We start from the raw sequence: 13,880 nt of genomic DNA on the forward strand, positions 1-13,880 counted from the left end.
TACTCTCATTACTCAGCCAGCTGACTAATGGAGGAGCGACATGACCGCCACACGAACCCCCGACCGCGCCGACCGGATCCGCCAGGTCGTCGTCGCCGTGAGCGCGGTGCTCGCCCTCATCGGCTCGTTCATCGGCTCGGGCGCCGCGGGCGGCACGCAGATCCAGAACGCGGCCGGCGGCGCCCTGACCGCGTCCTCGACCCCCATCGCTCCCGACGGCCCCGCCTTCGCGATCTGGAGCGTCATCTACACCGGCCTCATCGCCTACGCGATCTGGCAGTTCCTGCCCTCGCAGACCGCCCGCACCCGCCACCGCCGGCTGGGCTACTGGGCCGCCGCCAGCCTCCTCCTGAACGCCGCGTGGATCCTGGTCGTCCAGGCCGGCTTCCTGACGCTCAGCGTCGTCGTGATCGCCCTGCTGCTCGCCGTGCTCGCGCGCATCTTCGTGATCCTGCGGACCACCCGGTCGGCCGGAGTGGTCGACGCGATCGTGACGGACGGCACCTTCGGGCTCTACCTCGGCTGGGTGTGCGTGGCCACGGCCGCGAACGTCACCGCCGGGCTCGTCGGCGCGGGCGTCGGCAGCGCGGACGGTCCGGGCGCCGCGGTCTGGGCGGTCGTCGTCCTCGCCGTCGCCGCGCTCGTCGGACTCCTGATCGCGGTCACCGGCCGCGGCCGCATCGCCCCGATGCTCTCGCTCGTCTGGGGACTCTCCTGGGTCGCCGTCGGCCGCTTCGCCGGCGAGCTCGTCTCGGTCCCCGCCGGGATCGCCGCGCTGGTCGCCGCCGCCGTGGTGCTGGTGGTCACCCTCCTCGTCCGCGCCACCGCGGGACGCCGGGTCAGCGCCGCCTGACCCTTGCTCGACGAAGGCCGAGAGACCGGGACAGCCCTGGTCCGGGGCCGCCCGGCCTCTCGGCCTTCGTCGTGGTGGCGGATCAGGTGATCAGCGTGTCGACGTACTCCCGGTTCTCGTCCATCCACGCGGCGAGGGCGGCGGAGCGGTCGTCGGCCCCGTCGTTGAACAGCGCGTTCTCGAGCGAGTAGAGCGTCTTCGAGTCCATCCGGAAGTCGCGGATCCAGCGGCTCATCGTCGGGTAGTCCGCGTCGAACGCGGCCGAGCCGAAGGAGTGGATCCCCTCCGCCTGCCCGAGCAGGCCCTTCGGGTCCTCGAGGTCCTTGACCGGGAAGGCGTCGTAGGCCCAGTGCGGGCGCCAGAGCGTGACGGCGATGTTCTCGCCCGCGGCGGTCGCGCTCGAGAGCTCCTGGAGCATGGCTGGCGTCGAGGAGGTGAGGTAGTCCATCCCCTCCAGGCCGTAGCCGGGGATGACGTCCTCGGTCGTCGTCTTGTTGAGACCGGAGCCGGGCTCGATGCCGATCAGGCGGTTGCCGACGACGCCCGGGTCGGCGGCGAGCTCCTCGAGGGAGTCGATCGGGGCGTCCTCGTTGACCGCGATGGTCAGCTTCGCCTCATCGTTCCACGCGCCCAGGTCGACGATCGAGTCGCCGTACTGCTCGACGTACCGGGCGTGGGTGAGCGGCAGCCAGGTGTCGAGGGCGAGGTCGTAGTCGCCGGTCGAGAGGCCCTGGAAGCCGGGGGCGACGTCGGCGTTCTGCAGGGTCACGTCGTAGCCCTGCTCCTCGAGCACCGCCTCCCACAGAGCGGAGACGGCGATCCCCTCGTCCCAGCCCTGGAACACGGCGACGGTCACGTCGGTGCGGTCGCCGTTGTCGACGGAGGCGGCGGTGGCGGGAGCGGCGAGGGTCGCGGCCCCGAGGGACGCGACCAGGCCGATCGAGACGACGCCGACGGCCGAGCGGGTCGCCACGACGGCGCGGCGGTTCTTCGCCCGGGCGACCCTCGCCGGCGAGGGCGAGCCCAGCGCGCCGGTCATCCGGTCGAGGACGACCGCGAGGATCACGACGGAGATGCCCGCCTCGAAGCCGAGCGCGACATCGATCCGGTTGAGGCTCGCGACGACGTCGCCGCCCAGCCCTCCGGCGCCGACCATGCCCGCGATGACGACCATCGAGAGCGAGAGCATGATGACCTGGTTGAGGCCCGCCAGGATCGAGGGCAGCGCGAGCGGCAGCTGGATCTGGCGGAGGATCCGCCACTTCGAGGAGCCGAACGACTCCCCCGCCTCGACGAGCTCCGGGTCGACGCCGCGGATGCCCAGCTCGGTGAGCCGGACGCCCGGCGCCATGGCGAACACGATGGTCGCGACGATGCCCGGCACCACTCCGACCCGGAACAGGATCAGCGCGGGGATCAGGTAGACGAAGGCCGGCATCGTCTGCATCAGGTCGAGCACGGGCCGGATGACCGCGGAGGCCGTGCGGTTGCGCGCGGCGAGCACGCCCAGCGGCACGCTCAGCGCGATGGCGATCACGGAGGCGACGAGCACCAGCGCGAGGGAGTCCATCGCGTTCTCCCACTGGTCGACCCCCACGATCAGCAGGAGCCCCACGGCGGTGCCGGCCGCGAAGACCCAGCCGCGGACGGCGTAGGCCAGTACGGCGAGGAAGGCGACGATCACCCAGAAGGGCGGTGTCGCGAGGACGAGGTCGACGCCGGAGTAGAGGGCGCCGAAGACGGTGCGCAGCAGGTCGAAGACCGGCTGGAAGGTCTGCGTGAGGACGTCGACGGCACCCTCGGCGAGGGCGCCGAGCGGGAGGCGGAATCCGAGATCGGTCATCGTGCACCTCCGTCCGCCGCGAGGACGGCGTCGTCGACGGGGCCTCCGGTCGCATGCAGGGTCGCGGTGACGACCTCGGTCGAGACGGTGGCGGGCGGCTCGATCACCGGGTGCTCGCCGGTGCGGGCGGGCACGTTGCCGAGCGCCGCGAGCAGGGTCACCCGCGGGATCGCTCCGAGCAGACGCCCGTCGGCGTCGACCACGGCGACCGGCAGCGCCGACTCGACGGCGGGCTCGATGACCTCGCTGAGGGCGGTGTCCGGACCGACGGTGACGACGTCGGAGGCGAGGACCGCCGAGAGGTCGCCGGTGCTCCGGCGCACCTGCTCGATCACGTCGCGGTCGCGGACCGTGCCCAGCAGGCGGCGTCCGCCGCCGACCACGAACGCGGCCGAGGTCTGCAGGTCGCGCATGCTCCGGAGCGCGGCGCGGGGACCGGCCGCCAGGGTGACCACGGAGCGGGCGGGCTCCATCACGGCGGAGGCGGTGAGCACGCGGGCGCGGTCGACGTCCTGCACGAACTGGGCGACGTAGTCGTTCGCCGGGTCGGTGAGGATCTCCTCCGGGGTGCCGATCTGGACGATGCGGCCGTCGCGCATCACCGCGATGCGGTCGCCGAGGAACATGGCCTCGTTGAGGTCGTGCGTGATGAAGACGATGGTCTTGCCGAGCTCGTGCTGCAGCTCGATCAGCTGCTCCTGCATCTCGCGGCGGATCAGCGGGTCGAGTGCCGAGAACGCCTCGTCCATCAGCACGATGTCGGTGTCGGCGGCGAGCGCCCGGGCGAGGCCGACGCGCTGGCGCATGCCGCCGGAGAGCTCGTCGGGCATCTTCTCGTGCCAGCCGGCGAGACCGGCGCGCTCGACCGCGAGCAGGGCCCGCTCGCGGCGCTCGGCCGCGGGGACGCCCTGGATCTCGAGCGGGTACGCGACGTTGTCGAGCACGGTGCGGTGCGGGAGGAGCGCGAAGTGCTGGAACACCATCGACACCGACGAGCGGCGCACGCGGCGCAGCTCCGCCTCGGAGACGCCGGTGATGGTGGAGCCCTCGATCAGGACCTCGCCCGCGGAGGGCTCCTGGAGCCCGTTCAGCATGCGGATCAGGGTGGACTTCCCGGAGCCGGAGAGGCCCATCACGACGAAGATCTCGCCGCGGCGCACGGTGAAGGACGCGTCGATCACCGCGGCCGTGCCGAGTCCGGCGAGCTCGCCGCGGTCGGCGCCCTCGCCCAGTCGGCGGACGACCTCGTCGGGCTTCCGGCCGAACACCTTGAAGAGGTGGCGGGCCTCGAGAGCGGGGGTCGCGGGATCGGCGCCCGCCTCGCTCCGGGGCTCGCTGATGATCTGCTGGTTCTGGTGCACGTACACTCCGTCGGCGCGCAGGGACGACGCCCTGCGCTCATCTCGTGGTGCCGGGTCGGGAGCGTGGGACAGCCGTGCGTCGAGCCTCCGCGTGCGTCCCGCCGCTCAGCGCGGCAGGGGGTGGAGGCGAGAGCGTCCGAGGCGGCCTCGGGGCCGCCTCCACTCCCGTTGACCGTACGATCGCGGCGCGTCCTGGGGGACGCCGTGCGAGCGCGGACCGGTTCATCGGGGCCCGTGAGGACCGCCGACCACGGTAGCCGCGGAGCCGCCGAGGGGCAAACGTCGGACAATTGCGGGGGCGGGTCCAGGGGTGGTGATGAACCGATCGGCGCGAGCGAATGTGCTGGTCGGAGCTGGTTTCCGGAGTGTTGCGCGATCGTTACCGTGATGGCGCGGCCGGCGGCGCTCGTTCCGGCCGGTCTCCATCCGCCGCTGCTCGACCGGCGAGGAGGCCCCGCAGCTCAGACGGTGGTCTCGCCCGCCGGGCCCGAGGGGGCCGCCGCGCCGACTCCACTGACGGGCTCGCCCTGCCAGGACACGAGCGTCCACGCGTCGCCCGAGCCCTCGAGGACGACGACGCCGGTGTTGTCGAGCAGGTGGTCGGCGATGAAGCGCGCATCGAGGTCGAGGGAGCGCAGACCCGCCCAGCAGCGGATGGCCGCGCCGTGGCTGACCAGCGCGACGACCTCGTGCCCGAGCGCCTCCGCCTCCGCCACCACCGCGTCGTAGCGCGCCGCGAACTCGTCGCCCGTCTCGCCGCCCGCCAGCCGGATCGACGTCTCGCCGCCGGCCCAGCGGAAGACCGTGCCCATGTACTCCTCGACCGCCGCGTCGTCGCCGCGCATCTCGAGCCCCGCGGCCGCGACCTCGCGGATGCCGTCGCGCTCGATCGGCTCGAGCCCGAGGGCCGCGGCGAGAGGGGCGGCCGTCTCGTGGGTGCGGACCATCGTCGAGACGAGCAGCGCGCCGATCCCCTCGCCGACGAGCCGACCGGGCAGTGCCGCGGCCTGGGTGCGGCCGAGGTCGGTGAGCCCGGGTCCGGGGATGCGGGTGTCGAGGAGCCCGGCGACGTTGGAGGGGGTCTGGCCGTGGCGGATCAGGAGGAGGCGCATCCGCCCACGCTAACCGCGGAGGCTGGGCTTCCGGGGCGCGCGTTCGCGCTCGCTCCCGCCGTTGTGCGGCGAGTGCGGCGCTGCCACGATGTGCGGGGACGCTCCCGGACCGGGAGCCGCAGACGGACGGGACGGGCGGACATGGCCTCCGAAGACGGTTTCTCGAAGGACGAGCGCGCGGCGATGAAGCAGCGCGCGGCCGAGCTGCGGGCGGAGGCGAAGCGGCAGAAGAGCGCCGACAAGGCCGACGCCGACCGCAGGGACGCGGAGGCCGCGATCGCCGCGATGACCGACGAGGAGCGGCCGATCGCCCAGATGCTCCACGAGGTCGTCGGCGAGACCGCCCCCGATCTCCTCCCGAAGACCTGGTACGGCTTCCCCGCCTACGCGCGCTCGGACGGCAAGGCGATCGTCTTCTTCCAGCCCGGCGCGAAGTTCGGCACGCGCTACTCGACCCTCGGCTTCCAGGACGGCGCCCAGCTCGACGACGGCACGATCTGGCCGACCGCCTACGCGCTCGTCTCCGCCGACGCCGAGACGCGCGCCGCCGTCACCGAGCTGGTCCGCCGCGCGGCCGGGGCCTGACCCCGTGGCGCACGTCTACGACGAGATCGACGAGAGCCTCTGCTCCTGGATCCACGAGCAGCCGATGTGGTTCGTCGCCACCGCGCCCCTCGCCGCCGACGGGCACGTCAACATGTCGCCGCGCGGCCACGACTCGTTCTCGATCCTGGGCCCGCGGCGCGTCGGCTGGGTCGACTACACGGGCAGCGGAGTCGAGACGATCGCGCACCTGCGCGAGAACGGGCGCGTGTGCCTGATGTTCGCGTCGTTCGGACCGCGTCCGCGCATCGTCCGCCTGCACGGCACCGGCTCCGTGCACCTGCCCGGTTCGGAGGCGTTCACCGAGGTCGCGGAGCAGCACCCCGAGCACCCGAGCACCCGCGCGGTCGTCACCGTCGAGCTCACCCGCATCAGCGACGCGTGCGGCTGGGGCGTGCCGGTGATGGAGCCGGTCGGCGAGCGCGACCTGCTCCTCCTCCAGGCCGAGAAGAAGGGCCCCGACGGCATGGCCGAGTACCGCGCCACGCGGAACGCGGTCAGCATCGACGGGCTGCCGGGCTACCCGCTGGACTGAGCGGGCGGGAAGCGGCCGCAGCGCGGCGCGCACGAGCACGCCGACCGGCTCGAGCAGGGTCTCAGTGACGACGGCGAGCGGGTTCGACCCGGTCGGGCGGGAGCCGACGGAGAACCGAGTCCTCGTCATTCGTCAAGTCCTCGACCGCTGACCGCCGCTCAGCACGACCAGACGTGCATCACGGTCCGTCCCCCGTTCGGGAACCCCGGGTCGATCGACGTGTTCGTCGTCGGTGCGGGTCTGAAGCGGGCGCTCCTCGCGGGGACGATGACCGGCGGCCTCGTCGACGGGTCTACCGCCGCCGTCTCAGGGAGATCGCACAGCGCGACGGGACGGGTTCGCGGAAGCACCCACGAGGACGCTTCGCACACGTCCCCAGGGGATGTACTCCTGGGACCAGTAGTCGGCCCGGATCTTCAGGAGGGGCCCTTCGACGGTGGCAGTCACCGTGATGGCGCGAGGGTCCCGGAGGGTTCCCGCGATGCGTGTCTGCGGGGTCGTTCCGAGCTCGCTCGACAACTGCTCGGGAGTCATCGCCTCGGGCGGGACGACCGCGAGCAGCCGCCGGCATCCACAAGAGGCGCAATCGACGGTGTCGCTGACGAGCTCGCTCCCCTGTGGAAGGTCGATGGCCGAGGCCGCCGACCGCGCTGGTGAGGCTCATCCAGGGGTCGGGACGACAGCGAGCTCCGGGGAGCTCCGGCCGATCCCAGGAGGGGCGGACGTGGAGCGCGACCGAGGCCTGCTCGATCGACGGTCCGATCGGACGGCGTCCACACCATCGGCCCCGCAGAGATCCCCTGGCCGATCCGCCCGCCGCTAAGCCCGCCCGTCGACGGCCCGGATCGAGAACAGCTCCTGCGGGGTGCAGTCGAGCGCGTCGCAGATGAGCGTCAGCGTCGTGAAGCGGATCGCGCGGGCGCGGTTGTTCTTGAGGATGGAGAGGTTCGCCATCGTGATGCCGGTGCGGGCCGAGAGGGCGGTGAGGGTCACGCCGCGCTCGGCCAGCACTGCTCCGAGGTGGCAGTCGATCCGGTGCCTCTCGTCGTCGGCGGGCTCAGACAACGCCGTCGACGTCCCGTTCGAGCTTCGCGCCGGCGCGGAACGCCGCCGTCAGGGCGAGGGCCACCACTCCGGCGAGCAGGACGGGGACGGGCCACTGCGGCAGGTTCGTCCCGATGGCCTGGTAGTCGCCGCCGAGGAAGGCATCGCGCTGCTCGTCGGTCACCCGGCCGGCGGCGAACAGCAGGCCGATGCCGGAGCTGAGGTACAGGCCCGCCGCGGTGTCGGCGAGGCCCTGCGCCACTCCTCCGATCAGCAGGGCGAGGCTCAGACGGCGCCAGTTCGCGAGGACGAAGGGGTCGAACGGGCGTCCGGCCGCGATGCCGCGGAGGACCCGCAGGAGGAAGACCGTGGCGAGGACGATGGTGACCGCCTGGAGGAGGCTCGGCAGCGCACCGAGCAGGCGGAGGGAGAGAGCGGCGTCGGCGAGCGTGGGCGCGGTGCCCTCGCGCGGCTCGGCCTGCAGCAGCTGCGGGAGGCTCCGGAGCGGGAGGCGGCCGTCCGCTCCCCCGAAGACCAATAGGGTGCGCCCGGTGGTGACGGTCCAGGTCTGCAGGAGCGCGGTGAGCACGGAGAAGACCGCGACGATGAGCAGGACCGCCCTGGCCACCCGGAACACGCGCGGACGCTCCCGGACCGGACCGCTGGGGATGACACTCGTCATGGCGTGCTCCTTATCGATCGTCGATGTTATCGAGTATCGATACTATGCACGCCGGTCCGCCGATGTCGACCCGCGGAGCCCCACCGACCACGGCGACGGCGGGAGGGGTGGTTGCCCGCGGCGAGGAGCCCGATCTAGCGTGGAGGGATGTCGGATGCGAGGGAGCGCGCCGCCCGGTACCGGGCCGGCGTCGCGGGCGAGGAGGAGGCGGAGCAGCCCGCCCTGCCGGAGGATCCGCTCGAGCGGGCCGCGTTCGTCGAGACGGCGATCCAGCTCGCGATCCGTCGCGGCGACTTCGACGACCTGCCGGGATCGGGGAAGCCGCTAGCGGACCTGGGCGCGGCCCACGACCCGGACTGGTGGATCCGCCGCAAGATCGAGCGCGAGAACCTCACCGGGATCGGCCCGGCCGCCTTCCTCCTCCGCGCCGAGGACCGCGCGCTCGACGAGCGCCTCGACCGCCTGCACCGCGAGGAGGAGGTGCGCGCCGAGCTCGCCGACTTCAACACGCGGGTGATCGAGGCACGCCGCCAGCTGCTGGGCGGGCCGCCCGTCGTCACCCCGCTCCGGGACGTCGACGAGGAGGTCGCCGCCTGGTCGCAGCGGCGCGCCGATCGCGCCGCCGCTGCTGAGGCCCGGGCGGCCGCCGAGCCGGAGCGGTCCCGCCGCTGGTGGTCGCGGCGGCGCTGACGTCCCCGGAAACCGGACAGACCTGCCCCTCCCACTGGGGTCCCACCCCGGGAAACCGGGCGGGAGCGGGCCTCCGAATCATGCTTACACATCAAGTCGACCGGAGTCCGCATGCTCACCGCCACCACCCCCGCACGCCTCCCGAGGGCCCGCCCCTCGACCCTCGCCGCGCCGCCGCTCGCACTGCTCGAACCCGACTCGGACCGGATGCTCGTCATCCGCGCCGCGGAGGGCGACGACCGCGCGTTCGCCACCATCGTCCGCCGCTACACCGGGCCGCTCCGCGCGACGGCCGCCCGCACCCTCCGCAGCAGCGCCGACGTCGACGACGTGGTGCAGGAGACGTTCCTCGCGGCGTGGACCCACGTGGACAGCGTGATCGACGGCGAGACCATCGCCGGCTGGCTCGTCACGACCGCCCGCCGCCGCAGCGTCGACCGGCTCCGCTCCAGCGTCTCGCGGCTGCGAGCCGAGCTGGACGACGAGTTCCCCGCCTCCGCTGCCGACGACCCGGAGCACGCCGCGCACTGCGGATCGCTCGCCGCCGACGCCAACCGGGTGCTCGCCGCGATGCCCCCGGCCCAGCGCCGCTGCTGGGAGCTGCGCCAGCTGGAGCAGTGCAGCTACGACGCGATCGCGCACGAGCTGGGGCTCACGACCTCGACCGTCCGCGGACTGCTCGCCCGCGCCCGCGGGACCCTCCGCACGGAGCTCGCCCACTGGCGCTGATCCGCGCTGCGGATCTCGGCGCAGGCGACCAGGCGGGGGCCTTCAGCGCAGGAGAACCGGCCCCGCGCCGATCCGCACCCGGAACAGCGAGTACGGGTACGTCCGCAGATCCGTGCCGCCCTGGTAGTCGGCCTGGCGGTGCAGCTGGTTCGCGGTGACGTACAGGTGCTCGTCCGTCGCGATCGACATGGTGTCGGGCCAGAGCAGCCGCTCGTCGTGCACGATCGTCTCCATCGTGCCGTCGGTGCGACGGCGGACGATCGCGTTGTTCTCGTAGCTCGTGGCGTAGAAGCGGCCCAGCGCATCCGTCTCGAGGCCGTCCGCTCCCCCGCCCTTGTCGCCCTCGTCGACGACGGTCGCCGCGACGTCCTCGTCCGGCACCGACCGGTCGACCAGGGCCGCCGTCGCCACGCTGAACCAGCGGCGGGAGGCGAGCGGGCAGTACCAGAGGCGCTCGCCGTCGGCCGAGATCGCGATGCCGTCGGCGCCCATCGTCACCGGCTGAGGGTCGCCGTCGGCCGGGCGCTTCATCAGCACGCGGCCCTCGGCCATCGGCACGAGCTCCGGAGGAGTGAGCGCCTTCGTGCTCGGGTGGTCGTGCAGGCGGCGCCAGGCGGTCCCCGCCTCGAGGTCGACGACGATGATCCCGTTCGGGCCGGAGTCGGCCGAGTCGGTGATGTAGGCGATGCCGCGCCGCAGATCGAAGCGCACGTCGTTGAGGTAGGTGGTCGGCAGGGCGACGTCCGGCTCGAGGAGGATCACCTGCTCGACGGTGTCGGTCGCCAGGTCGACGCGGACGAGCTTGGGGCCGCCCTTCTTCGTCGGCTCGAACATCGGGCTGCCGGTGTCGAGGATCCAGAGCCGGTCGGCCGGATCGACGACGATGCTCTGCACCGAGACGAGGGCGCCGGCGTCGTCGATTCCTGACGGCGTGTTCCAGGCCTCGTCCGGGTAGGGCACCGCCGCTCCGTCGACCAGCTCCACGACCGTGGCCGGGACCTCGTCTCCCCACTTCGGGAAGTTCACGAAGATCCGCCCGGTGTGCGAGACGCTGACGCCGGTGGGCATCGGCCCGCTGGTGAAGGCGTGCACGAGCTCCAGCTCGCCGAGCGGCTCGTCGACCGGGCGCGTGCCGCGGGTCTCGTCGGTCGGTCCCCAGAATCCCATGGTGCTCTCGCTGTCCTCCCGCCGGCGCGGGCTCGTGGCGGTCTCGGTGCCGATCGGGTGCGGAGTCGGTGCCCGCCGCGACCGGTGCTCCTCATCCTGCGCGTCGGCGCCGGTCGGCGGGGAGGAGGTGGCGGACGAGGCGGCGAGCGCCTAGCATCCGGCCGCCGCGGGCGACCCGGGGGCCGCGACCGAGGAGGCGGAGGAGGACCGGCCCGCGTCCGACTTCGGCACGGCCTTCACGAAGGGGCTCAGCATCGGGACGCGGCAGTGCCCGGTGGAGCGGGTCGCCTCGGCGGCCGCTCCCGCCGCCCGCAGTGCACCGCCCCCCGCCGTCGCGCTCACCCGCTGGTCGGCGGGTCGACGGACCGCTGATCCGCCGGCCGTCCGCTTCCGGACATGACCGCTAGAGGGCGTTGCCACTGCGGCCGCTCACCTGCCACGGTCGCAGAGCGACCGACGACGGTCCACCGATCAGAAGGACCGAGGCCCGCACATGGACGACTCCTCTTCGACCGAGACCAGCACGAGCGAGATGACGCCCGAGGTGCTGGCCGCGTTCAGCGACGCCTGGACCCGCCACGACCTCGAAGCGCTGATGAGTCACATGACCGACGACTGCGTGTACGGCGCGTCCGTCGGCCCCGAGCCCGGCCGCACCTGGACGGGCAAGGAGCAGGTCCGCGAGGGATTCGCGCTCATGCTCGCCTTCGACACCGGACAGGAGCGGCACGAGGAGGGGGCTCCCCTCATCGCCGGGACGCGCGGCGCGGCCACCTGGTCCTTCACCGGGACCGGCCCCGACGGCCGACCCCAGGTCACGCGGGGCTGCGACATCTACGAGTTCCGCGGCGGGAGGATCGCCCGCAAGGACGCGTTCCGGAAGGTCTACCGGGCGGACGAGGAGTAGTCCGCGCCGGCCTCCCTCGCGCAGCGGAGCCGGAGCGGCGTCCTCGTACCGGGTGGCCCCGCGCCTGCCCGCGGAGCTGATCGCATGGCTGGCCACGTCGGCGGGCAGCTGGGTCGTCGGGCAGGTGCTCACGACCGACGGCGGGTTCAGCCTGTGACCGGAGCCGCGGCGCAGCGGCTCCGGACCTAGTCGGAGGCGACGGCCCGCACGATGGTGCGGGCGACCTCGAGCACCTCGCGCTCGTGGCTCAGGTGCACCTCGTGCACCGCTCCGGGCCAGGACAGCAGCGGCGCGTCCAGGGCGGCGGCGACGCGCCGATGCGCGCGATGCAGGGAGGACCCGGGCCTGCGGTCCGCGGTCACCACGGCCGCGGGGACCGCGGGCAGCTGAGACTCGTCGAAGCCCCGCGCCACCTGCTCCAGACCGGCGGCGGCGGAGGCGAGCCCCGGCAGGTCGACGTCCGCCATCGCGAGAGCGGCCGCGCGCGCGGCCGGGCTCATCGCGTGGCGCCTCGCCGACCGGGCGGCGCTCGTGCGCAGCAGCGCGGACAGCGCTCGGCCGAGCCCCGGCAGTCTCGAGAGCGTCGCCGTCGCCCGGGCCGTCCGCTCCACCTGACGCGCCAGTGCCGTGTCGTTGACGGGCGTCGGGTCGAGGAGCACCAGTCCCGCGACGTCCTCGGGATGATCGCGAGCGAGCAGCATCGCGACGGCACCGCCGAGGCTCTGGCCGATCACGACGACGGGACCTGTCCCGAGGCCGGCCAGCACGGCGTGGACGGCGTCTGCGGCGTCGGTGAGTCCGCCGGCGACCTCCGACCCCGCTGTGCCCGGTCTGTCGTAGAGGACCACCCGGCAGCCCGGATCGACGATCAGGCCCTCGACCAGCCCGGGGAAGAACCCGTCGACGGCCTCGCCCCCGCCCGGCAGGAGGAGCACGGCCTGCCCGGACTCACCCCGCACCTGCAGCATCCGGCGAGCCTAGCCGGGGAGCCGTCCGCCGACGACGACCGGCGGGGCCGGGCCCGGGGATGATGGGCGCATGGGAACTCGTGGGGCCGGAGTGCTGTGGGTGGTGAGCGCGCTCGCCTACGTGGGAGCGGAGGCGGTCGCCGCGTCCGCGTTCCCGGGCTACAGCTACGCACGGAACTACATCAGCGATCTCGGCGTGCCCGAGGTGGGCGTGTTCCAGGGGCGCGCGATCGACTCGCCGCTGCACGCGGTGATGAACGCCGGATTCCTCCTGCAGGGGGCGCTCTACCTCGCCGCCGCCGTCACGACCGTGCGGGCGGCGCGGGGCGGATCGCGGGGGCTGTTCCTCTCCCTCGCCGTGGTCTACGCCGTGGGCATCGCCGTGGTGGGCCTCGTGCACGGGAGCAGCGCCAGTGCGCAGAACGGGATCGGCGGCCTGCACGTGGTCGGCGCCGCGATGGCGATCGTCGGCGGCAACGCGGCCTCGATCGTCGCCGGTGCCGCGGCCCGGCGCGGCCGCGCCCCGTGGGCGCTCGAGACGGTCGGGATCGTGCTCGGTGCGGCCGGCCTGCTCGCGCTGCTGATGCTGCAGGTCGACACCCGCGTGCCCGGCGTCGACCTGCTGCCCGACGGCGTCTGGGAGCGCGCCTCCGTCTACGCCGTCACGGCCTGGCAGCTCGCGACCGGCCTGCGGCTGCTCCGACGGCCGGAGGTGCCGCGGCAGCCGCGGCCTCCTCAGACCGCGGGCAGCGGCGCGCAGGTGCGCAGCGCCGTGCACCGGCTCTTCCAGCTCGGGATCCGGATCCCGGAGGCCCTTCCGGTCGTCGTGTTCGACGACAACCCGTGGAGCGAGCTGGTCACCCCGCCGCTCAGCGTCGTCCGCCAGCCGATCGACATGCTCGCCCGTCACAGCGTCGAGCTCGTCCTCGCCCGCATGCAGGGCCGCCTCCCCGAGGCCCCGCAGCACATCGAGGTGCAGGCCGACCTCGTCATAAGCTCCAGCTGCGCCGCACCCCCGCGGCGCTGATCCTCTCCCCCTCCGAAAGGCACGCCATGTCCGATCCCGTCGTCGTCACCGCGATCTTCACTCCCGCCGAGGGGCAGCGCGACGCGCTCGTCGCCGCCCTCTCCACCGCCATCGCGGAGGTGCACGAGGAGGAGGGCTGCGAGCTCTACGCGATCCACGACTCGCCCGACGGCACCATCGTCATGCTGGAGAAGTGGACGAGCGGCGACCTGCTCGACGCGCACGGCGCCGGCGAGCCGGTCGTCCGCCTCAACGCGGCGATCCGCCGACTCGTCGCCCATCCTCCCGTCGTGACGCGGCTCGTCCCGATCCCGGCCGGCACCTCGCAGCAGGGCGAGCTCTAGCACCCGGGGGCGGGG

Annotated in this window: 16 protein-coding genes; 8 read left to right on the forward strand and 8 right to left on the reverse strand. The window is 73.4% G+C overall.

The annotated features are described in order from the left end of the window. Positions 1-40 precede the first annotated feature (40 nt). Positions 41-853, forward strand: coding sequence for a tryptophan-rich sensory protein (locus C5C57_RS15270; RefSeq protein ID WP_104224878.1), 813 nt, complete (start codon positions 41-43; stop codon positions 851-853). Positions 854-935: 82 nt separating this feature from the next. Here C5C57_RS15270 and C5C57_RS18620 read toward each other — a convergent pair whose 3' ends face one another. From C5C57_RS18620 to C5C57_RS15285, 3 genes are all read right to left on the reverse strand, one after another. Further along, complete coding sequence (locus tag C5C57_RS18620; RefSeq protein WP_104248115.1) at positions 936-2,696, reverse strand: ABC transporter permease/substrate binding protein; 1,761 nt, start codon at positions 2,694-2,696, stop codon at positions 936-938. Continuing rightward, positions 2,693-4,057 (reverse strand): glycine betaine/L-proline ABC transporter ATP-binding protein, encoded by a 1,365-nt coding sequence (locus C5C57_RS15280; protein WP_374953618.1) that lies wholly within the window; start codon positions 4,055-4,057, stop codon positions 2,693-2,695. Before C5C57_RS15280 ends, C5C57_RS18620 begins: the two co-directional genes overlap by 4 nt. Before the next feature lie 461 nt (positions 4,058-4,518). After that, positions 4,519-5,169 carry a histidine phosphatase family protein gene (locus tag C5C57_RS15285; protein WP_104248116.1) on the reverse strand — a complete coding sequence of 217 codons (651 nt, stop codon included), beginning with the start codon at positions 5,167-5,169 and terminating at the stop codon, positions 4,519-4,521. A gap of 141 nt (positions 5,170-5,310) precedes the next feature. Between C5C57_RS15285 and C5C57_RS15290 the strand changes: the two genes are divergently transcribed. Both C5C57_RS15290 and C5C57_RS15295 read left to right on the forward strand, forming a co-directional pair. Then, the gene (locus C5C57_RS15290) at positions 5,311-5,754 is read left to right on the forward strand and encodes a hypothetical protein (protein ID WP_104224881.1); all 444 of its coding nucleotides are present in this window, start codon (positions 5,311-5,313) and stop codon (positions 5,752-5,754) included. A gap of 4 nt (positions 5,755-5,758) precedes the next feature. Continuing rightward, positions 5,759-6,307 carry a pyridoxamine 5'-phosphate oxidase family protein gene (locus tag C5C57_RS15295; protein WP_104248117.1) on the forward strand — a complete coding sequence of 183 codons (549 nt, stop codon included), beginning with the start codon at positions 5,759-5,761 and terminating at the stop codon, positions 6,305-6,307. Between the two features lie 819 nt (positions 6,308-7,126). On the opposite strand, the gene C5C57_RS15300 is transcribed toward C5C57_RS15295, so the two are convergent. Beyond that, entirely contained in the window at positions 7,127-7,372 is a 246-nt protein-coding gene (locus tag C5C57_RS15300) for a helix-turn-helix transcriptional regulator (protein WP_104248118.1), read from the reverse strand. Then, positions 7,365-8,033, reverse strand: a complete 669-nt coding sequence (locus C5C57_RS15305) for a hypothetical protein (RefSeq protein ID WP_104227364.1) — start codon at positions 8,031-8,033, stop codon at positions 7,365-7,367. The genes C5C57_RS15300 and C5C57_RS15305 overlap by 8 nt, the downstream gene beginning before the upstream one ends. Before the next feature lie 147 nt (positions 8,034-8,180). Between C5C57_RS15305 and C5C57_RS15310 the strand changes: the two genes are divergently transcribed. Together C5C57_RS15310 and C5C57_RS15315 are read left to right on the forward strand one after the other, a co-directional pair. Continuing rightward, positions 8,181-8,723, forward strand: coding sequence for a DUF1992 domain-containing protein (locus tag C5C57_RS15310; RefSeq protein ID WP_104248120.1), 543 nt, complete (start codon positions 8,181-8,183; stop codon positions 8,721-8,723). 111 nt (positions 8,724-8,834) lie between these two features. Beyond that, positions 8,835-9,452 carry an RNA polymerase sigma factor gene (locus C5C57_RS15315; RefSeq protein WP_104248121.1) on the forward strand — a complete coding sequence of 206 codons (618 nt, stop codon included), beginning with the start codon at positions 8,835-8,837 and terminating at the stop codon, positions 9,450-9,452. A 42-nt stretch (positions 9,453-9,494) separates the two neighbouring features. Here C5C57_RS15315 and C5C57_RS15320 read toward each other — a convergent pair whose 3' ends face one another. Both C5C57_RS15320 and C5C57_RS15325 read right to left on the reverse strand, forming a co-directional pair. Continuing rightward, positions 9,495-10,619, reverse strand: a complete 1,125-nt coding sequence (locus C5C57_RS15320) for an L-dopachrome tautomerase-related protein (protein ID WP_104248122.1) — start codon at positions 10,617-10,619, stop codon at positions 9,495-9,497. Positions 10,620-10,769: 150 nt separating this feature from the next. Next, positions 10,770-10,961, reverse strand: a complete 192-nt coding sequence (locus C5C57_RS15325) for a hypothetical protein (protein WP_104248123.1) — start codon at positions 10,959-10,961, stop codon at positions 10,770-10,772. Between the two features lie 151 nt (positions 10,962-11,112). Between C5C57_RS15325 and C5C57_RS15330 the strand changes: the two genes are divergently transcribed. Then, entirely contained in the window at positions 11,113-11,526 is a 414-nt protein-coding gene (locus C5C57_RS15330; protein ID WP_208543359.1) for a nuclear transport factor 2 family protein, read from the forward strand. Between the two features lie 185 nt (positions 11,527-11,711). Here the strand turns inward: C5C57_RS15330 and C5C57_RS15340 are convergent, their stop codons facing one another. After that, a complete protein-coding gene (locus C5C57_RS15340) occupies positions 11,712-12,494 on the reverse strand; it encodes an alpha/beta fold hydrolase (RefSeq protein ID WP_104248124.1) in 783 nt (260 codons plus the stop codon). A 70-nt stretch (positions 12,495-12,564) separates the two neighbouring features. Between C5C57_RS15340 and C5C57_RS15345 the strand changes: the two genes are divergently transcribed. Together C5C57_RS15345 and C5C57_RS15350 are read left to right on the forward strand one after the other, a co-directional pair. After that, positions 12,565-13,521, forward strand: a complete 957-nt coding sequence (locus tag C5C57_RS15345) for a DUF998 domain-containing protein (RefSeq protein ID WP_258072457.1) — start codon at positions 12,565-12,567, stop codon at positions 13,519-13,521. Between the two features lie 26 nt (positions 13,522-13,547). Then, positions 13,548-13,865, forward strand: a complete 318-nt coding sequence (locus tag C5C57_RS15350) for a putative quinol monooxygenase (RefSeq protein WP_104297823.1) — start codon at positions 13,548-13,550, stop codon at positions 13,863-13,865. Positions 13,866-13,880: the final 15 nt, after the last annotated feature.

Origin of the sequence: Rathayibacter sp. AY1C5, assembly GCF_002931705.1 — a bacterium.
Taxonomy (GTDB): domain Bacteria; phylum Actinomycetota; class Actinomycetes; order Actinomycetales; family Microbacteriaceae; genus Rathayibacter.